A 20,773-nucleotide genomic window follows, 5' to 3' on the forward strand; every position below is an offset into this window, starting at 1 on the left:
CAAAGCGTTACTGCACATGCAGTAACGCTAACAAGGACTGACATGATTAAACTACACCATTTAAATAAATCGCGCTCAAAACGTATTATTTGGCTTTTAGAAGAGCTTGATGTTGATTACGAAATTGTTGCCTACCAGCGCAACACAGAGACCTTTTTAGCGCCTGACGAACTTAAAAAAGTACACCAATTAGGTAAGTCACCAGTGATTGAAGACGATGGCTTAATTGTTACCGAATCTGGCGCGATCACCGATTATTTAATTACTAAATACGGTAACGGTAAATTTGCACCAAAAGCTGGCACTGCCGAATATGTTGAATATCAACAATGGCTACACTTTGCTGAAAGCTCTGCTATTTTGCCGCTACTGCTTAAAATGTTTGTTTTAAAAGATGGCGCTAAAACAGAGTTTTTAGAAAATTACGCCGATGCAGAAACCGTAAAAGTAATTAGCTACTTTAACGACCGATTACAAGGTAAGCGCTATTTAGTAGGCGACACTTTAACCGGTGCCGATATTATGATGTCGTTTATTGTAGAAATAGTTAAAAACTCAGGCCAACTTGTCCACTTTAAACACCTTGTAAAATACGATGAGCTATTACAAAGCCACGAGAAATTTCATACAGCTAATGAGCTAGAAGCTAAATACGATTAATTAGCTTAAGTACAAAACACAGATAAACCAAAGGGGCTTTTTGAGCCCCTTTTTTAGTGCATATGTTTTTATTAAATACCCGCTATTTCGCGCTCTGTAATACACTCGTTTGAGGCCATTTCAAACTCGCGGCACGTAAGTGGGCGGTTTTCGTAAATGGTACACATTAGCGTGTTGCGGTCGAGTGCTTGGCACCAGCCGTCGTCTGCGCGTTTCATTACTTCGCTGCCCCATTTGTCGTAATCAATGTATTGAAAAGGCACGCCCGTGTCGGTCACTATGCGCACTTCTAATTGGCAGCAACATGCCTGGCAATTAGCGCAGGTTACGGGCTCAGGTGTAGAGGAAATAGTTTTACTTGGAATAACAGTATTAGGCATAGTGACTTACTTTTTTGAATAAGCCACTAGGATACAGTAACTAATTTAACGCGCTAGTAGTTTTGCTTTTATATCGCTGTAACGCATCTGCTCACAAAGCGCAAAACCACTCAGTTGGCGCACTTTATTACGTGCAAATAATGGCACGCTCATGCCCGCTAAAAAGCGGCACTGAGTTTCAATACCTACACTGTGAATACCTTTTGTTGCCATATGCGCTAAAAACTCATCCACTTTTTGATAAACCACGCCATCGGCAATGTGAGCAGGCTCTATTGAATACTCAAGCTTTACAGCATTACCACGGCATACACTACAATGCCCGCATTGCGCTGGCGCATTTTGGTCGTCAAAATAACGCGCTAAGTTATAGCTTAAGCAGCTTTGTAATTCAAAAAAGCGCACCAGTGCAGCAATACGTTTAATCTCTGCTTGTTCTTTATCGCTAAAGTAGTCATGAAGTTGCTTTGCAAGCTCAGGGTTATTTATAACCTCACTATGCACTTTGTAAACTTGGGTAATACGTTTGGTTCCAAGGGTTATTAGGTTTTTTTCGGCTAAGTAATCAAGCGCTGCTACTACGCGTTTACGGTCAACTTGGGCGGCTTGGGTAAGGGTGTCAAAATTAAGCGTGCCCCATATTTTTTTAAAATCGGTGTGGCTAAATATTTGCGTTAAAAAGGCTTGGCGCTGCTCGTCAAACTGGCTCAGTAGTTCGTTTTTATCAACCAAAAACTTGTATTTAAAATCGGCGTAATAGGCGTACTGCGGCGTTATTGCACCTTGCATTTCTAGTTGTACCAGCAAGGTTTTAAGCGCTAATTGGCGAATGTTACTTTCGCTTGAAAGACTGTATTCTTGCATTTCCCATTGCTGCGGCTGGGCTTTAATATCGTTAATTACGTATTCAATGCCGCTCAGCTCAGGGGTGTCGCCATACACAAAGTTTTCTACTGTGTTTAGGCCATCTAAATTAGCCAAGGTGTAACAGTTTGATGGGTTGCCATCGCGCCCTGCGCGGCCAATTTCTTGGCTGTAGTTTTCAATTGATTTTGGTAAATCGTAATGAATAACAAAGCGAATATCTGATTTATCAACGCCCATACCAAAGGCTATTGTTGCCACAACAACGTTAATTTTACCCGCCATAAAATCATCTTGAATTTGCCACCTTAGTGTATCTTCAAGCCCTGCATGATACGCAACCGCTTGAATACCTTGCGCACTTAGCGTATTAGCCACTTGCTCGGCACTTTGCTGAAGCGTTACATAAACAATACCTGGGCCATTTTGCGCACGCACTATGTTTGTAAGCTCAGTGTTTTTATCAGCCGTTTTTACACTTAGCACACTTAAATCGAGGTTAGCGCGGTAAAAGCCGGTTTGTACAATGCACTCTGGGGCAATATTAAAACGCTCGCTCATGTCGCGTTTTACTTTTTTAGTGGCTGTGGCGGTGAGTAATAGTACCAGTGGAATATTTAGCTCTTCGCGGTATCGCGGTAGTTTAAGGTAGTCGGGTCTAAAGTTATGGCCCCATTCAGATATACAGTGCGCTTCGTCTACCACCAGCATAGACAGCGCAACTTGGCTTATAAACTCTCTAAAACGCTCGTTTTTAAAACGCTCAACCGACACCATTAATACTTTAATTTTACCATTTCGTACATCGTTCATTACGGTGCTGCTTTGCATTTGGTCTTGGCTAGAATCAAGGCTTGCTGCGTAAATACCTTTGCTATTTAAAAAGCTAATTTGATCTTTCATCAATGCAAGTAAAGGCGACACCACCAAGGTTAAGTTTGGTAAATGCATAGCTGTTAGCTGATAACACAACGACTTACCCGACCCCGTAGGAAATATAGCCAGTGACGATTGCCCATTTAAAAGCTGCTCAATGGTTTGCTGTTGCCCTGCTCTAAATTGGCTAAAACCAAAATGCTGCTCAAGTGATTTAATTAATGGCGTGGTCATAAATATCCTTTTTGGCTAGGGAATGGGCTTTAACAGCAAAAGTGCAACGTAAATGAAATATTTGCATATACCCCAAAGCATCTCAATATAAGAGTGTCTGTTGGCATTAAAAGCAATTTAGATAAAGCATAGATTGTAAGTATTAGCGGCTTTATTGCAACAATCAACAAAGCACTAAAACCTACTTTAAATCAATAGATTAAAAGATTTAAAAGCTTTTAATATCAGCGTTACACCCTATTAAAAGCAAGCTGCCTTTTATGTAAAATAACGCCTTTATATTAGGGCCCTTTAAAGCGCTAAATTTTTCATATTGAGGCAATTTAGACCTTAGTATACAACAAATAAGCTTATCAATTGCTGACATATGTTTTATTTAGGCGCAAAATACGCAGCAGATGCTCAATGGTGCTAACAGCCAAGCTAATTTTGTATACCCAAGTGATTTTTTATAAGCGTTATAAGCAGATTATTTGGGTATATTATTTTTTAAGGGCATTGCTATGAATATAACTAAACCTAAAATCGTCGTTATTGGCGGTGGCGCAGGCGGACTAGAGCTGGCAACACAATTAGGGCATAAATTAGGGAAGAAAAAACAAGCCGAAATTCTTTTAATCGATAAAAACCGCACCCACATATGGAAGCCGTTACTACACGAAGTAGCGACAGGCTCTATTGACCCTGATTTAGATGGCGTTGTGTATTCAGCCCACGCTGCAAAACATCATTATAATTTTCAGCTTGGTACATTTTGCGATATAGACCAAAGCAATAAAACCATTACCCTTGCACCGCACCTTGATGAGCTAGGCCACACTATTTTGCCACAGCGCAGCGTACGCTACGACCACCTTGTTATTGCCATTGGCAGCGTAAGCAACGACTTTAATACCCCAGGCATAAAAGATCATTGCTACTTTTTAGACTCAAACCAGCAAGCTGAGCGCTTTCAGCATTCATTACTCGACAGCTTTACTCGCCTTCACCAAGACGATAACCAACAGCAATCATTAAATATTGCCATTGTGGGCGGCGGCGCAACCGGCGTTGAGCTCTCGGCAGAGCTTTACCATGTATCTGAATTATTAAAGCTTTACGGCCTTACAAATATGTCGTCTAAGCGTTTACATATTCATTTAATAGAAGCGGGGCCCCGTATTTTGCCCGCCCTACCCGAGCGCATAGCCGATAGCGCAAAACGCGAGTTATTAAAACTCGGCGTAAACGTACGAGAGCAAACACTGGTAAAAGAAGCCACCGAACAAGGGTTTATAACAAAAGACGAAGAACACATAGACGCCGATATAATGGTATGGGCTGCAGGTGTAAAAGCGCCAGATTTTATTAAAGATTTAGGTATTTTTGATCTTACCCGCAGTAACCAAATTCAAGTAAACGAGTTTTTACAAAGCACCGTAGATGAAAGCATTTTTGTTATTGGTGATTGCTGCGCCTTTACCCAAGAAGACGGAAAGCTTGTACCCCCACGGGCACAATCGGCGCATCAAATGGCGCTATGTGTAGAAAAAAATCTTATTGCCACGTTAAAACAACAGCCATTATGCGGCTTTAAATATAGCGACCATGGCTCTCTCGTTAACTTATCGCGCTACAGTACGGTAGGTAATTTAATGGGTAACTTAACCAGCAATACCTTTTTTATAGAAGGTAAAATTGCTCGCTTTATGTATATATCACTGTATCGCATGCACCAGCGCGCCATACACGGCAGCGCAAAAACCTTTGCATTATGGATAAGCGAAAAAGTACTGCGCGTAGTGCGCCCTAAAATGAAACTGCATTAAAAATAGAGTAAGCAGCGATAATAATTATTTATTGCTGCTGTCTTTAATATTTAACATTCCCTGTGTAGAGTATTTAAAACAATTAAAGGATTAGGGCTATGACGGGTAAAACGCTAATTTTTAATTTTGATGGTACTGGGGGCGAGCCTCGCGATGCAGAGCAATTTAGCTCAGACCATTTTAAAGAAGACAGTAGTATTTCTAATATTCTTAAGCTGCATTTATTATTAGGCGGCAAACTCGATGACTCCCCCACCACCCCATTTACAAACCAGCTTAGTTTTTATTATCAAGGTATTGGCACTAAAGGTAGCCGCTTAAAACGTATTTTAAACCAAACTTTAGCGCCACGTGGTGACGATGTTGCCAGTATTTTAAATCAAGCCATGAGTGATTTTAAAGCGCATTACCAACTAGGCGATACCCTTTTACTTACCGGTTTTAGCCGAGGCGGCGCACTCGCTAGGCGTTTTGCAAAAATCCTAGAACCTTTAATTAGCGATAATGTTTACGTATGTGTATTTGATACCGTGGCCTCAATAGGTTTATCAAAAGTCAGTAAAGCAACGCGCGGTGCCGAGCATGTAATATTTGAAAACCACACCATTGCTAATAATATTTCGCAGGCACTGCACTGCGTAGCACTTGATGAAAAACGCCGTGCGTTTGAACCCACCCTAATGAACCATCAAAATAATATTACCGAGCTTTGGTTTGCAGGGGCGCATTCAGATATTGGCGGCGGTTATTACCGCGATGGCCTAGCTGATATTTGCCTGCGCTATGCGCTTGAATGGTTAATTGAGCAACCACTTAATATTAGTTTATTAACCAGTCACGATATTGACTACGAAACCTTATTGCCTGGTAGTAAATTAGTTGACCAAGACGATGTAACCGTAACGCCCGATCCTTTAGCTTTAAGCCATCAGCAAAATTACTTTTGGTTTAATCCCTTTTTTAAATTGGTGGATAGGGAGTGCTATGTACTTATTGATAACGAAGCCAGCAACTTAGAACCACATATACATCAAAGCGTAGCTACACGAATTAATAAACTAACTAGCTATCGCCCAGAATCGCTTAAAAACTTGCATTACAAAATTAGGTATAACGATAACAGCACATTAAGCTTTACTGGTTTAAGCCAACACATTGCCCTTGAAAACCAAAACATGAGCGTATTACAAGTTTCGCAAAGCCAAGATGTAATGGTGTTTGCCAGCGAGGCACATAACAATACAGGGCTTATGTTAGTTGAAGGCGCAACTTATAAGTTTGACCCCTACCCTAATCAATTTTGGTATGACGACGGCATAAAATGCACTGCAAGCGGCTGGCACCGCGATAATGTGCAATTAGGGGTTAAAGAAATCCCCATGGCATTGCTTGAACCATTTAGACGACTTCCAAGAGCGCAGTGGTTCTCTTTGGTTGGCGCAATTAACAATAACGACGAATATTTATTTGAAATAGCCAATGGCGCTACAGTAACCATTACTAAATCAGGTGAATTTAGCCCATTTGCCAATGACTTAAGCCGATTTTACGGCGCCAATGCAGGAAAAATAAAAGTAAAAGTAACCCGCATAAGTTAAATGGGCTGTAATCGCGCAGCTTGCTCGCGTTTAAAAACAATGCTTTAACCGAGGTATAAAGTGATTGTTTCACCACCGAGAAGCGAAGGAGAATACCTAGAGAAGTGACTAAACGTTACGGGTGTTTTCTCTGTGTAGCGCGAAGCGCCTCGGTGTACTCGGTGGTGATATACAGATAACTTATACCAATTTACTTTGGCTACTCATTTACTTCTCTTTCCCTTCTCTTTGTGCATTTTTGTATTAAAGATCAATAAATCACAAAGAGGTTAAGAGACGCTTCGCTTTTAGAGAAGTAATTAGCATTTTGCGCGAGCAAGCTTCGCGCCTACCACTTTCACTTCTCATTTAATCCTCTTTCACTTCTCTTTGTGCATTTTTGTATTAAAGATCAATAAATCACAAAGAGGTATAGAGGCGCTTCGCTTTTAGAGAAGCAACTAACATCTTGCGCGAGCAAGCTTCGCGCCTACAACTTTCACTTCTCATTTACTCCTCTTTCTCTTCTCTTTGTGCATATTGTATTAAAGATCAATAAACCACAAAGAGGCTTAGAGGCGCTTCGCTTTTAGAGAAGTAACTTGCATCTCGCGCGAGCAAGCTTCGCGCCTACAGCTTTCACTTCTCATTTACTCCTCATTCTCTTCTCTTTGTGCATTTTTGTATTAAAGATCAGTAAATCACAAAGAGGCTTAGAGGCGCTTCGCTTTTAGAGAAGTAACTACCATCTCGCGCGAGCAAGCTTCGCGCCTACAGCGAGCCTTAACAGCAGAGGTAAATTACCTTGTAGACGCGCAGCTTGCTGGCGTTTTAAAAGCAACGCTTTTACCCTAGTGTTAACCCCCTTAATTTGAGGCGGCTAAGTCCGCTTCAGCATCGGCAAGCATAGCAAACTCTTCATCCGCACTTTTAGCGACTAAATGCTTAGCGCTATAGCCAAAGTAATAAGCTGCACCAATCACAAATAGCACTACTGTGTATAAAAATGCACGAGGGTCAAACGCATACACACCCGTTAATGCAATAAGCGATAACACTAACGCAATACCCGATGTAACCACGCCACCAGGCGTTTTATACGGGCGAGCTAAATTAGGTTGCTTAATACGTAACATAATATGGCTCAGCGCCATTAACGCATACGATACCGTTGCACCTACCACCGCCATGGCTAGCATTAAATCGCCCTCACCACTCAGTGAGGCAATAAATCCAAAAATAGCGGGTACAATTAACGCACGCGCGGGTACTTTGCGCTCTGTAGTAATTGATAACGAACGCGGTAAATAGCCCGCACGCGAAAGCGCAAACACTAAACGGCTATAACCATAAATAATCGAAAAGAACGACGCGACCAATCCCGCTAAGCCTAAAATATTTACCACAGTGGCTAAGCTTGTATTGCCCGTGGCGTTAAGCGCATCAACTAAAGGAACTGCACTGGCACCCATTGCGTTTGCACCACCGGCAGCAGGAACTAATACCACAACAAGTAAAGCGGTAAACAGTAAAAATAACATAGCGCCAATAATGCCTTTAGGTACATCTTTAGCCGGGTTTTTAGCTTCTTCGGCTGCAAGCGGCACGCCTTCTACTGCTAAAAATAACCACATAGCAAAAGGCAATGCAGCCCACACACCATACCAACCAAGTGGTAAAAATTCATTTGCACCTGCGGCATTAGTTACCGCAACATCAAATAAATTAGCCGCGTCAAAATTAGCAATTAACGCCACGGCAGTGGCAATAATAGCCAATACTGCTAAGCCACTTATCACCATCATTACTTTTAGCGCTTCACCCACACCCGCTAAGTGAATACCTACAAACGTTAAGTAAAACAGTGCATATACCCACGGGCCATTAAAACCCGTTAACGCCTCAACCGCAGAGCCAATAAATATAACAATGGCGGCGGGGGCTAATGCATATTCAATTAATACCGCAAGGCCAGTTAAATAACCCCCGGCAGGGCCCATTGCTTGACGCGCAAAACTGTAACCGCCACCTGCCGCAGGAATTGCTGCCGACATTTCAGCAAGCGATAACACCAGCGTTAAATACATTATTGCCATTAACACGGCAGCAATGGCAAATCCGCCCCAGCCGGCTTCGGCTATGCCAAAGTTCCAGCCTGCAAAGTCGCCCGAAATTACATACGACACCCCTAGCCCTGCAAGCAATAACCAGCCCGCAGTGCCACTTTTTAACTGCCTTTGTGCAAGATACTCTTTATTGTTATTAGACATATTGACCTCTTTTTATGGTTTTATTCCGCGATTAAAAAATTTGTGGTTTGAACCTGATGCTCTATTACATCGTCTTGTGTTCTGTCTTTTAAGTTAACCCCAGTAAGCCCGCACTTTTTGGCCTCTTGCAGTAAATATACGGCTCTTCGGGCAGCCTCAAAGTAACTAAGCCCTGCAGGGCGAATGTTAGAAATACAATTACGGCACGCATCGTTAAGCCCCGTTTTTGGCTCCCACGTTAAATAAAGGCCAAGGCTGTCGGGGGAGCTAAGTCCTGGGCGCTCACCAATTAATACCATTACCACTTGTGCATTTAGCAGCTCGCCAATGTCATCACCAATCGCTACGCGGCCTTGCTCTACAAGGGTTATAGGCGCTAATTTATAGGGCATTGAATTGCTATGTAATTGGCTAAGCAGCTCGCTTATAAATGGCGCTGCGTTTTTTTGTACCGCCAACGACGAAAGCCCATCAACAACTACAATGGCTAAATCGTATTGCGCCTGTGTACTGCTTTGCCTATTTTGCATAGTGTTTAAAAGCGTTGTACGCCCTGCTTGGTTTAGCTTTCGGCCTAAATCGGGGCGCTGTAAATAAGTAACACGGTCAACAGCCTCACTTTGTACACTTAGCGGTTTTTCAACCTCGCTAAGCGCATCAATAGCACTGAGTGTTTTTGTCATTTCGCTAATATCTAACGGAAAGTTAACCGCATCGCGCGCCTGAGCATGCGATAGTTGAAACGCTAGCATTTCAGCTGTAGGTAAACTAATGCCTGCGCGGCCAAGACCTATACGGGCATCGGTAAAACGGCGTAAATCGCTCCATGGGTTTTCAACCACTTTGCCATTATCGTGATCGTTGCTGCTTTGCGTGTTTATGCTTTTAACCGCTTTCATTACATCCCTCCTTGTACTGCTTTTAATGGCTTAGCAAAGGCAGTTGGTAAGGTGTTCGATAAAATAGTCTCGGCGGTATTTTCCATAATTTGCATTTTGCTAAGCCACGCTTCAAATTCTGGCGCTGGGCGCGAGCCTAAAACCCGGCGCACATATAAGGCATCATGAAATGAGGTAGTTTGGTAATTAAGCATAATGTCGTCCGAGCCTGGAATCCCCATTACAAACGAGCAACCCGCCACGCCTAATAAGGTGAGTAAGTTATCCATATCGTTTTGGTCGGCCTCGGCGTGGTTGGTGTAACACACATCGCACCCCATAGGTATGCCTAAAAGCTTGGCACAAAAGTGATCTTCAAGCCCTGCGCGGGTAATTTCTTTACCATCAAATAAATACTCGGGGCCAATAAAGCCTACAACGGTATTAACTAATAAAGGGTTAAACTTGCGTGCTACAGCATAAGCACGCGCCTCACAGGTTTGTTGGTCAAGCCCATGGTGTGCATTAGCCGAAAGCGAGCTGCCTTGCCCGGTTTCAAAATACATTACATTATTGCCAACCGTGCCACGCTTTAAGCTCAGCGCAGCATCTTGCGCCTCTGCTAACGTATTTAAATTAAAACCAAAGCTTGAATTTGTAGCCTCTGTACCGCCTATAGACTGAAAAACTAAATCAACCGGCGCACCTGCTTCTATGCATTCTATGGTGTTAGTTACATGGGTAAGCACGCAGCTTTGTGTCGGAATTTCGTATTTTTGAATTACATCATCCATCAGTGTCATTAACTTAATGGCTTGCGCTACGTTGTCGGTGGCGGGATTAATGCCAATTACCGCATCGCCATTGCCGTATAAAAGGCCATCGAGCATGCAGGCAGCTATACCATTTATGTCATCGGTTGGGTGGTTAGGTTGCAAGCGGGTTGATAAATGCCCAGGCAAACCTATGGTGTTTCTAAACGCGCTTTTTACGTGGCACTTTTTAGCAACAAGTATGAGATCTTGATTACGCATTATTTTACTTACCGCAGCCGCCATTTCAGGGGTAATAGCTTGCCTAACACTTGCAAGTACCGCAGGCGTTGCAAAATCACTTAATAACCAGTTTCTAAAATCTCCCACGGTTAAGTGCGATATAAGCTTAAAAGCGTTTGCATCGTGCTCGTCAATAATAAGTCGTGTAATTTCGTCTTGCTCGTAGGGAATAAGTACATCGTTTAAAAATGTTTTTAGCGGTACTTCGGCCAATGTCATCTGCGCTACAGCGCGCTCTTGTGCCGATTGTGCAATAACTCCCGCTAACCTATCGCCCGAGCGCTGCGGCGTAGCTTTAGCCATTAACTGCGCTAAGCTCTTGAATTGATAAGTATGTGTTCCTAAAGTATAACTGTACGTATGCCCCATGATTTACTCCGCATAACTAATATTACAAACCTTGGTATAGGTCTTGCCTCATATAAGCTATAAATCAATTTTGAATAGTCACAAGAAGGCTTAATTTGTACCAAGTGGCTATCGAATTTTGGCAAATCACGTTTTATTATTTTATTTCAGTAAGTTAACGCCTTTATTTGGCATTCACTTAAACTAAAAATATGTTTACTTTAAAAGAGCATCACCTATATGGCGCAGCAAGGCAGCAACAACGCACCACAAAAGAGCAAGGTATACACGCACGATATTGACGAGCAAGCCCACAACCTCACTCAATGGCAGCAAAAGTACGACCAAGTAAGCGATGGCCGCTTTTATGGCTGTATAGAAGGCGTAAATTACAACGATATTCATGCTTTTAAAGAATACACCGAGCGTGCACTGCGCCAGCAATGCAACATAGCCCCTAACTCTATTTGGCTTGGCATACCGAGTCAGTCGCAGCAAAGTAAAATTAATGGCCTTGATGTAGCGAGCAATCAATTTATGTGCCGTACCAGCAGCAGCGACTTTGAGCTAATTACCCCTGAGCAATTTGATATTTACGGTTTGGTTATTGATTGGCATTCCATTGAGTACATGGCGCAGTTACAAGGCGTAACTATTAAAAATCTATCATCTGCACAATCTGCTCGTTTATCGGTAAGTGACTCATCGCTGCAAACAGCAAGGCAAATTATTAATAGTATGGTTGCCTGTAAGGGCTTTGGGCTTAAACCAGAGTCACAGCAAGATATGCTTAGTATGCTAGCACTGCATTTACTGCAAGCCGATAACCCGCAGCAAAACATAGCCCCTAGCTACAAACACCGTAAAGCGGTGGTCGATAAAGTAAAAGAGTACGTGGCAGCTAACCCACAAAAAACAATAACCATAACCGAACTTTGCGAGCTTTCTTTTGTTAGTAGGCGCACGCTGCAGTACAGTTTCGAAAGCATTTTAGGTATTAACCCGCTTAGGTTTTTACGTTTAACCCGACTTAACAATGTAAGGCGCGAGCTTAAAGTGGTTGGACAAACTAAGCCTATATCAATCATAGCGGCCAATTGGGGTTTTTGGCACGCAGGGCAATTTACTAAAGATTACACGCAGTTATTTGGCGAAAACCCATCTCAAACCATCGCCAATAATTTAAAAGAAAGTGGCCTAGATTTTTAGATGCTTAGCATCGCGCGTGAGTCAGCTTTTCGCGCCTACCAACAAAATTATCACCGAAGTAAATTACCTTGTAGACGCACAGCTTGCTGGCGTTTAAAAGCAACGCCTTAACCGAGATATAAAGTGATTGTTTCACCACCGAGAAGCGAAGGAGAATACCAAGAGAAGTGACTAAGCGTTACGGGTGTTTTCTCTGTGTAGCGCGAAGCGCCTCGGTGTACTCGGTGGTGATATACAGATAACTTATACCAAGTTACTTTGGCTACTCATTTACTTCTCTATCCCTTCTCTTTGTGCATTTTTGTATTAAAGCTCAATTAATCACAAAGAGGCTCAGAGGCGCTTCGCTTTTAGAGAAGTAACTAACATCTTGCGAGAGCAAGTTTCGCGCCTACCAATTTCACTTCTCATTTACTTCTCTATCCCTTCTCTTTGTGCATTTTTGTATTAAAGATCAATAAATCATTAAGGGGTTCAGAGCCGCGTCGCTTTTAGAGAAGTAAATAGCATCTTGCGCGAGCAAGCTTCGCGCCTACAACTTTTACTTCACGTTGCAGGTTTTACCCTTTTAAATTTAAAAAATAAGTTTCGTTAACCCTACTTTAACCCTCTATAGTTTAAGCTAGCTGCATTAATGTAGATTATTCAATTGTACACGCAACTAAGCGCCACTTTTTAAGTTAGGAATAACCACAATGAAACTTACAAAAGATACAACAAGTACGTTAAGCAAAACCACCATAAGCCTGCATTGGATTGTAGCTATTTTAATTATTGGGTTATTAGGCTCAGGCTTATATATGGAAAACTTTAAAGCGTTTTTTCTAATGAGTTGGCACAAATCATTTGGCGTAATGCTGCTTGCTTTTGCGTTATTAAGAGTAACATGGCGCATTGTAAATGGTTGGCCAAAGCACGATGTTAAACACCCAAATTATGAGCAAGTGTTAGCTAAAATTGTGCATTACGTTCTTATAATAAGCATGTTACTTATGCCTATTTCGGGGCTGATTATGTCGGGCTTTGGTGGGCATGGCGTAGAGATGTTCGGGCTAGAGCTTATTCCGCACAACCCCAACCCAGAAAACCCACAAAAAAGCCTCGCTTTTAACCAAGGCTTAGCAGAGATAGGAAAAACCGTTCACGGTATTACAGCAAATGCGCTTCTTATCGCGTTAGGTTTACATATTGTGGGCGCTTTAAAGCACCATATTATTGATAAAGACAACACCCTTACGCGTATGCTTGGCAAAAAGTAGGCAGTTAAAAGTCTTATTTGATCGGTGCTATTTAAGCCGCGATTAAATAAGACTCTCGTCCTACGTGTTTGTTATTGCGCTTAAACGAGCCTTTCCCTTTTTTAGCTTTAACCACTTGAGGTTTAAACACTTTAGAGGTTACTAGCGCCGCCAGCGCATTATGATTAATAACACCTCGGCCGGTGTCTACCGCACTATTATTTGCAGCTTTGGTTTTCGATTTTTTAGCCATTTTATTTCCTAACTATTTATAACAATAAGAACCTTAAGAAGTGGCGATTGTATGCCTAATTTTCAACCTTGCAAGTGTTTTAACGCTCTTTTTCATAATAAATAAACATAAAAAAAGCGCAGTAAATAACTGCGCTGAGTAACCTGAACGCTGGATAATAAAATATGTTGGTATATCTCTTAACCAGAGTTCAGGTTAAATAGGTTTAGCTCAATTAATTAAAATTCAAAGCTTACTTTTGCATAATAAGTACGCCCGTCAAAGCCGTAAGGCAATGCACGTACAGGGTATTTAAACGCGCCGTTGGTAATAAAGTTAAGCACTTCGTCATCACCTAGCTCATCTGGGGTTTCATCAAAAATATTATCAGCCCCTACCGATACGTTAAATATTTCGTTAATTTGGTAGCTAACGTTTAAATCCACTAGTACTGCTGATTCAACTGTACTAGTTGGTTTAAACGACCCCGTAGGCGAAAGCTCACCTGGTAAAGGGATGTGGTCATTACCAAAGTATTTAACGTCTGTTTCGCCAAAGTAATTAAAGCGAAGCGTTGTTTCATACGCATCACGCTCGTAGTCAAACGTTAAAGTTGCGCGCTCACCTGGCTGGCCGTCGGTAAAAAAGCTACGTTGTAAATCATCAAACGCCACCGACTCAGGAATACCTTCTTCTGCGTTCACGTTATCAATTTTAGTGTCGTTTAAGTTACCCGCAAAGGTTACTCCAAAATTACCGCCCTCTACATCAGTACGGTAAGAGGCAATAATATCAACACCTTGTGTAGTTGAATCTACAGAGTTTGAAAAGTAATTAGCTTGCACAGCACCGGTTGCTTGAAGCGCGGCTACGGCTTCATCGCTAAAGGCAACGTCCTCTGCAGAAAGTAAACTACCAAGCGTAATACGGTCTTTAATTTCTACGCGGTAAAAATCAACCGTTAACGAAAGCTCACTTGTTACATCGTAAACAAAACCAGCACTGTAGTTAGTTGAGGTTTCAAGCTCTAGGCTATCTACACCTAACGCACTTGGAAAAGCAGTACCCGTATTTGCAGTGAACGACTGCGTAAGTGTGCCATCAGAGCCTAGGTTAGTTGTAAATGCGGTATAACCACTTTGCTGAAGCGATGGCGCTCTAAAACCAGTCGATACCGCACCACGTACTGCAAAATCATCATTAAACTCATAACGTGTTGCTAATTTACCAATTAAGTCATCGCCCGCATCTGAAAAGTCTTCGTAGCGCAGCGCACCACTTACGTTCCATGCATCCGTTACCATGGTTTCTACATCTACATAAAACGCGTAGCTGTGGCGATCGCTCTTGTTTGTTGCCTCTGGGCGCAAACCGTTATAAGCCTGAAAACCACACTCAGCAAATTGATCTGGATCGTTTACTGAAGGGTACGAAGCATCGGTATTTGCTAAACCACATGCGTAAGAGGCTTCATCGCCAGGTACTATTTCGTAGTTTTCTTTACGGTATTCAGCACCAATAGTTACATATAAAGGCTCATTGCGGCCAATATCAACGATGCCGTTAAAATCAGCATTAACTGTTGTTTGATCAAATCTAAAACCACCAGAGTAACCGCCGCTTGGGCCTGCATTTGCTGCTATATCGGCATCGCTTGCATCTGGGTTATTAAATACGTACTCCGCCGCATAAGAGGCATTTATAGTATTACGTGAGGTAAAGTCGTATTGGTTTTCACCATACACTGCCGATACATCGTATCCCCAATCTGGGTTTATATCGCCTCTAAAACCAACCGCTACTGAAATATCTTCAGCTTCGTTATAAATGCGGGGTAAAAAACCATCGCTGTATACTTGCGTTACATTTTTAGACGCTTCGTTAAAGTTACGGTAAAAACCATTACCCAGCGCGGTACGCTCAGAATAGCCACCAAATGAGTACAATTCGCTGTCGCCCATTGGCAAAGCCATGTTGTAAAACAACGAGGTAAATTCACTTTCTGAGTTACCTTGGCCCCAACGTACATCTTCACTCAGCGTGCCTGGCTCAACATTTAACGACCCACCGGTATCGCGCTCTGCACGGTTAGTGCCATCAGCATCACGATACTCAAGCGATAAATTAATAAAGCCGCCTTCGTTACCTAAGTCAAAACCACGGTTTAAACCTGCAGAAAGCGTATCGCCGTCGCCTTCACTGGTGCCGCCGTACTGTACGTAACCCGTTGTTACGCCAGTTGAATTATTAAGCGATAAGTTAATTACGCCAGCTATCGCGTCAGAGCCATATTTAGCTGCTGCGCCATCGCGTAGTACTTCTACACCTTTAAGCGCAGTTAGCGGAATGGCGTTCATGTCGGTGCCGGCTGCGCCTGCACCTACAGTGCCGTTAAGGCCAAAAATAGATTGATTATGGCGGCGCTTACCGTTAACCAACACTAACGTTTGATCTGGCTGTAAGCCGCGCAGCGTTGCTGGTCTAAATAAATCAGAGCCATCAGATACTTGCGTACGAGAAAAGTTAAACGACGGGGCAGTAGCTTGCAGACTCTGCCCTAGTTCTGTAAAGCCGCCTTTGTTTAAATCATCAGCGTCTATTAAATCAATAGGTGACGAAGACTCAGTAGAGGTGCGGTTAGAAACGCGCGACCCTAATACAGAAATTTGTTCGATATTTTGTGCAGCCTCAACAGGTGCTTCTTGAGCGCTTACAATGCTTGGTGCGCTTACGGCAAACGCAACAGCGGCAGCTAATGTATTTAAACGGTATGTTGGCATGGTGACGACCCTGTTTAGTGTGTTCTTTAATATTTGTTATTGCGATGTAACGCATCGCACTGGGGAACATCCTAGCAACATATGCAAATAAAAAGAAATGAAAAAAACTAAATAATAGGTCTAACTATGCAAAAAAATGTAAATACTAAAAAATAACACTTAAACTTGTTCAAAACACATACAATTAAGGATTTTAATTTCAACCCCAAATTAAATTAACACTTTATTTACAATGGATTTATCACGCTTTCTTGTACTTTTACGGGTAACCAACAACAAATGGTAGTACCTGTTCCTAAAGTACTGCTAACTTCTATTTTTCCGCCGTGATCTTGCAAAATAAAGTTAACAACGGTCATTCCTATTCCTAATGAGTGGGCTGTTTTCTGTGTAGTAAAAAAAGGCTTAAAAAGGTGCGCTTGGGTATTTTCATCCATTCCACAACCGTTATCTTTCACTTTTATACATACCCCCTCATTTTTCTGCGTTACGCTTAGTTCAATAATGATGCCTTTTTCTAGTTCATGTTCGCACGCTTGTTGAGCATTTAATAACAGCTCAACAAAAATTTGATGAATAGACGACAGCTCCCCCCAAATAAGCGGCACTTGCTCAAAGTTGGTTTTTATTTCGCAGTATTTAAGCTGCCCTTGCAACACGCCTAAAGCAGAGCCTGCAACCTCGCTTACATCTAAATATTGCTTGTTATGGGTACTTGTAAATTGGCTAAGGTTTAATAAATTATGCACAGTTTGCTTTATGCGCTTTAAACCATCTAGGCTTTCGCTCAACTGCGAGTAAATTTCGTGTCCATTCCATGCCAGTTGGTATTGTTTTTTTAGATCAACCAACACGCTTTTAAATTGCCCTGCATTTAATTGGCCGTTTAAAAACTGCTCGTTATAGTGAAGAGATTTTGATAAAAGAGGGCTAACATATTGCAAGCTTTCTATATTACTAATTACATACGAAAGCGGGTTATTTATTTCATGCGCAATACTGCAGGACAAAACACCCACACTTGCCATTTTGTCGGCCTGAACAAACATTTGCTGATACAAAGACAGCTCAGCAACGTTTTTGGTTAGTTCGCCATTTAACACAACTAACAATTGGCTTTTATCGGCAAGCAGTTGCTCTGCAGCTATGCGCTTTTGCTGCTCATCTAAAAAGGCTTGTTTGTAGTCGTCGGTTAAAGTGCTCATCCTATTCGCTCCATAAATACGCATCCATGTATAACGTTTAGTTTGCCACACGTAATTATGCAAACTAGGGGCAATTTTTAGGCTATGCTTATTATTTTAAAAGGTAGCACTATGACCAAACCAGCAGACGCTGCACATTCAATCACTGCCGTAGATGTACTTTGTGTTGATGACGACGAAATTGTTCTGCGCTCACTAACCTCCTTATTAAAAAATAATAACTTTAGTTTTATGACCTGCAAAAGCCCAGTGCAAGCGCTTGAGCTTTTAAACAGCCACGAATTTAGCTTAATCATTAGCGACATGAAAATGCCCACCATGAATGGCGCGCAATTTTTAGAGCAAGCCCGTAACAAAGCCCCCGAAACACAACGTATTTTATTAACCGGCTACGCCGAAATAGAAACCACCCTAGCCGCTGTAAACCTAGCGCAAATTAACGGCTACATTCAAAAACCATGGCAAAACGATATGCTTTTGCGCAGCATAAACGACAGCATCGAAAAGTTTCAGCTAAAAAAACAAAACAAGCAACTCGAGCTGCAAGTAAAACAGCAAAACAAAGAACTTCTCGAATTAAATAACTCATTAGAGCAACGAGTAGAAAAGCGTACAAAACAAATTAAGCAAGTACTTAAACAGCTAGAAGATGCTAATGAGCGCGAAAAACACGAACACAAAGCCACCGTAGAGCTACTTTATAATTTTATAAACGCCAATCCGTACTTAGATGGCAACAAAGCGCAAAAAATTGCCGACACCTGCACCCAAATAGCACTGTACTTAAACCTCTCGCAAAAAAGTATAGATTTAGCCCCCATGGCGGGTTACTTAGCGCAAATAGGTTTGCTTGCTATGGACCCAGAGCTCTATAAAAAGCCAGTGAGCCGGCTAAGCGAGCAACAGCGCAAAGCCTTTTATACACACCCAAGCACAGCACAATTAATGCTTATGCCTGCTATACATTTACATGATGTATCTGATGCAATTTATCATCAATATGAGCGCTTTAACGGCAACGGTTTACCAAAAGGATTAGCAGCAAACGACATTCCTATTGGCGCTATGGTGCTTAGCGTTGCTCGCGATTATTGGAACGCATTTGAACAAAGCCAAAGCCCCACAGACAAAGAGCGCCACAGCGATGCACTCGAAAGCGTTAAAATGTACAGTGGCACTTTTTACCACCCTAAAATTGTTCGCGCACTAGAGGCAAGCCATAGCAAATTAAATGAGCAACTTAATAATGCGGGCTCTATCATTATATGCAGCGCTCAAGAGCTAAAAGCCAATATGATTTTAGGCCATACGTTACACAGCCACAGCGGTATTATGTTGTTACCTAAAGGCCATGTGTTTGGTAAAAAATCCATCGAAAAACTACAGCAACTAGAAGCCAAAAAACCAACCCCATTTAGAATAATGGTAAAAAGCGCTAAATGAGTGATCTAAACTGTGGCTTTTTTCGTTACAATTACCGTAAATAAGCTAAACTAATTCAAACAGGTACCTGTTAATCTGGGTATATATTTTAAACTGTTTAATACCAATCCGCTTAATTAAGTAATTTATTTTAGGGTGGAAAAACGTGTTGATAGCTAGGCAAAAAATTCGCTATTTAGTTGTTCTAAATGAGAGTTTTTTAACGCTGGTAGCGACACGTTTAGCCCCGCAAAATGATCAAGTATTATTGCGAATAGGTATCACATTGCTTTAAGGAGCACAGCGTGTCGCGATTTTCTGCAGTCACTGACAATCCCCACGACGGACGTTTTAATCAAAAAACGGGCATTTTACTTACCAACTTAGGCAGTCCAGACGCGCCCACCCCAGCGGCACTGCGTACCTACTTACGTGAATTTTTATCCGATCCGCGCATTGTAGAAATTCCACGTTTAGTGTGGATGATAATACTGCACGGTATAATTTTGCGTATTCGCCCTAAGCGCTCAGCAAAACTATACGAAAGCATTTGGACCGAAAACGGCTCGCCGCTAACACATATTACCCGCCTGCAACGCGACAAACTAAACGCGCTACTCCAAGAGCAAGGTTACACCAATACCGAAGTTGTTATGGCCATGCGTTACGGTAACCCTTCAATAGAGGCGGGCCTTGAAGCGCTGCGCGATAAAGGCCTAACGCGCATAATTGTACTGCCGCTTTACCCCCAATATTCAAGCCCTACCACTGGCTCAACATTTGATGCCGTATCAAGAGTATTGCAAAAATGGCGCTGGGTGCCTGAGCTACACTTTGTAAATGGTTATCACAAAAACACCGCTTACATTGATTCATTAGCTAGCAGCATTAGTGAAGATTTAGAAAAAAACGGCATGCCACAAAAATTAGTTTTTTCATATCACGGTATGCCAAAGCTATTTTTAGATAGAGGCGATCCTTACCACTGCCTATGTTTGCAAACCACGCGTTTAGTGGTTGAAAAACTAGGCCTTGATAAAGATAAAGTAATTAGCACTTTTCAAAGCCGCTTTGGTAAAGCCGAATGGTTAAAGCCATACACCGACGCCACGCTTGCATCGTTACCTGATGAAAACATTACCGACGTTGCAATTTTAAGCCCTGCTTTTAGCGCCGATTGCTTAGAGACACTCGAAGAGCTTGAAGAAGAAAATCGCGAAATTTTTGAAAACGCAGGCGGCGAAAAGTACCGTTACATAGCCGCTTTAAACGACAGAGACGATCACATTAACGCTTTATATGATGTGCTAAAACCAATGCTTTAAACGCATCTTTATTGCCTTAACGTAAAAAAGCGGTGTTAAATTTAACACCGCTTTTTTAGTTGTAAGATAAGCATTTATTAAATGTCATAGCCACTATTTTGCGCAAGCAAGCTTCGCGCCTACAACTTTCACTTCTCATTTAATCCTCATTCCCTTCTCTTTGTGCATTTTTGTATTAAAGATCAATAAACCACAAAGAGGTTAAGAGCCGCTTCGCTTTAGAGGAGCAATTAGCACCTTGCGCGAGCAAGCTTCGCGCCTACAACTTTCACTTCTCATTTAATCCTCTTTCCCTTCTCTTTGTGCATTTTTGTATTAAAGATCAATAAACCACAAAGAGGTTAAGAGCCGCTTCGCTTATAGAGAAGCAACTAACATTTTGCGCGAGCAAGCTTCGCGCCTACCAACAAAA

The 20,773-nt window shown here is 42.0% G+C and carries 15 protein-coding genes; 7 read left to right on the plus strand and 8 right to left on the minus strand.

Going from position 1 to position 20,773, the window contains the following annotated elements; genetic code table 11:
* Window positions 1-42 precede the first annotated feature (42 nt).
* The gene (locus B4F91_RS03875; protein ID WP_138576690.1) at window positions 43-660 is read left to right on the plus strand and encodes a glutathione S-transferase family protein; all 618 of its coding nucleotides are present in this window, start codon (window positions 43-45) and stop codon (window positions 658-660) included.
* Between the two features lie 71 nt (window positions 661-731).
* Here B4F91_RS03875 and B4F91_RS03880 read toward each other — a convergent pair whose 3' ends face one another.
* Both B4F91_RS03880 and B4F91_RS03885 read right to left on the minus strand, forming a co-directional pair.
* Window positions 732-1,040 carry a YkgJ family cysteine cluster protein gene (locus B4F91_RS03880; RefSeq protein WP_004586962.1) on the minus strand — a complete coding sequence of 103 codons (309 nt, stop codon included), beginning with the start codon at window positions 1,038-1,040 and terminating at the stop codon, window positions 732-734.
* A 45-nt stretch (window positions 1,041-1,085) separates the two neighbouring features.
* Window positions 1,086-3,014, minus strand: a complete 1,929-nt coding sequence (locus B4F91_RS03885) for a RecQ family ATP-dependent DNA helicase (protein WP_286938750.1) — start codon at window positions 3,012-3,014, stop codon at window positions 1,086-1,088.
* A 503-nt stretch (window positions 3,015-3,517) separates the two neighbouring features.
* Between B4F91_RS03885 and B4F91_RS03890 the strand changes: the two genes are divergently transcribed.
* Together B4F91_RS03890 and B4F91_RS03895 are read left to right on the plus strand one after the other, a co-directional pair.
* The gene (locus tag B4F91_RS03890) at window positions 3,518-4,822 is read left to right on the plus strand and encodes an NAD(P)/FAD-dependent oxidoreductase (protein ID WP_029772829.1); all 1,305 of its coding nucleotides are present in this window, start codon (window positions 3,518-3,520) and stop codon (window positions 4,820-4,822) included.
* 98 nt (window positions 4,823-4,920) lie between these two features.
* Window positions 4,921-6,420, plus strand: a complete 1,500-nt coding sequence (locus tag B4F91_RS03895) for a T6SS phospholipase effector Tle1-like catalytic domain-containing protein (RefSeq protein WP_096042686.1) — start codon at window positions 4,921-4,923, stop codon at window positions 6,418-6,420.
* Window positions 6,421-7,265: 845 nt separating this feature from the next.
* Here the strand turns inward: B4F91_RS03895 and eat are convergent.
* Genes eat through B4F91_RS03910 form a run of 3 tightly spaced genes read right to left on the minus strand, consistent with a single transcriptional unit; the run spans window position 7,266 to window position 10,971 of the window.
* On the minus strand, window positions 7,266-8,669 hold the full coding sequence (eat, locus tag B4F91_RS03900) for an ethanolamine permease (protein ID WP_096042685.1): 1,404 nt from the start codon (window positions 8,667-8,669) through the stop codon (window positions 7,266-7,268).
* Between the two features lie 20 nt (window positions 8,670-8,689).
* Window positions 8,690-9,568: an ethanolamine ammonia-lyase subunit EutC gene (gene eutC, locus B4F91_RS03905; protein ID WP_288635383.1), complete on the minus strand. Its 879-nt coding sequence runs from the start codon at window positions 9,566-9,568 to the stop codon at window positions 8,690-8,692.
* Window positions 9,568-10,971: an ethanolamine ammonia-lyase subunit EutB gene (locus tag B4F91_RS03910; RefSeq protein WP_264390823.1), complete on the minus strand. Its 1,404-nt coding sequence runs from the start codon at window positions 10,969-10,971 to the stop codon at window positions 9,568-9,570. Before B4F91_RS03910 ends, eutC begins: the two co-directional genes overlap by 1 nt.
* Before the next feature lie 219 nt (window positions 10,972-11,190).
* On the opposite strand from B4F91_RS03910, the gene B4F91_RS03915 reads away from it, so the two are divergent.
* Entirely contained in the window at window positions 11,191-12,159 is a 969-nt protein-coding gene (locus B4F91_RS03915; RefSeq protein ID WP_286936898.1) for a helix-turn-helix domain-containing protein, read from the plus strand.
* Window positions 12,160-12,854: 695 nt separating this feature from the next.
* Entirely contained in the window at window positions 12,855-13,418 is a 564-nt protein-coding gene (locus tag B4F91_RS03920; protein ID WP_121638649.1) for a cytochrome b, read from the plus strand.
* Between the two features lie 31 nt (window positions 13,419-13,449).
* Here B4F91_RS03920 and arfA read toward each other — a convergent pair whose 3' ends face one another.
* The 3 genes from arfA to B4F91_RS03935 form a co-directional block, all read right to left on the minus strand.
* The gene (gene arfA, locus B4F91_RS03925; RefSeq protein ID WP_024032961.1) at window positions 13,450-13,650 is read right to left on the minus strand and encodes an alternative ribosome rescue factor ArfA; all 201 of its coding nucleotides are present in this window, start codon (window positions 13,648-13,650) and stop codon (window positions 13,450-13,452) included.
* Window positions 13,651-13,868: 218 nt separating this feature from the next.
* Window positions 13,869-16,409, minus strand: a complete 2,541-nt coding sequence (locus B4F91_RS03930) for a TonB-dependent receptor plug domain-containing protein (RefSeq protein WP_286936900.1) — start codon at window positions 16,407-16,409, stop codon at window positions 13,869-13,871.
* Window positions 16,410-16,636: 227 nt separating this feature from the next.
* Entirely contained in the window at window positions 16,637-17,614 is a 978-nt protein-coding gene (locus B4F91_RS03935) for a sensor histidine kinase (RefSeq protein WP_286936902.1), read from the minus strand.
* 111 nt (window positions 17,615-17,725) lie between these two features.
* On the opposite strand from B4F91_RS03935, the gene B4F91_RS03940 reads away from it, so the two are divergent.
* Window positions 17,726-19,057 (plus strand): HD domain-containing phosphohydrolase, encoded by a 1,332-nt coding sequence (locus B4F91_RS03940; RefSeq protein WP_256850967.1) that lies wholly within the window; start codon window positions 17,726-17,728, stop codon window positions 19,055-19,057.
* A gap of 284 nt (window positions 19,058-19,341) precedes the next feature.
* A complete protein-coding gene (hemH, locus tag B4F91_RS03945) occupies window positions 19,342-20,361 on the plus strand; it encodes a ferrochelatase (protein WP_055255821.1) in 1,020 nt (339 codons plus the stop codon).
* Window positions 20,362-20,773 lie beyond the last annotated feature (412 nt).

Origin of the sequence: Pseudoalteromonas sp. UBA6610, assembly GCF_002433295.1 — a bacterium.
Lineage (GTDB): Bacteria > Pseudomonadota > Gammaproteobacteria > Enterobacterales > Alteromonadaceae > Pseudoalteromonas > Pseudoalteromonas atlantica.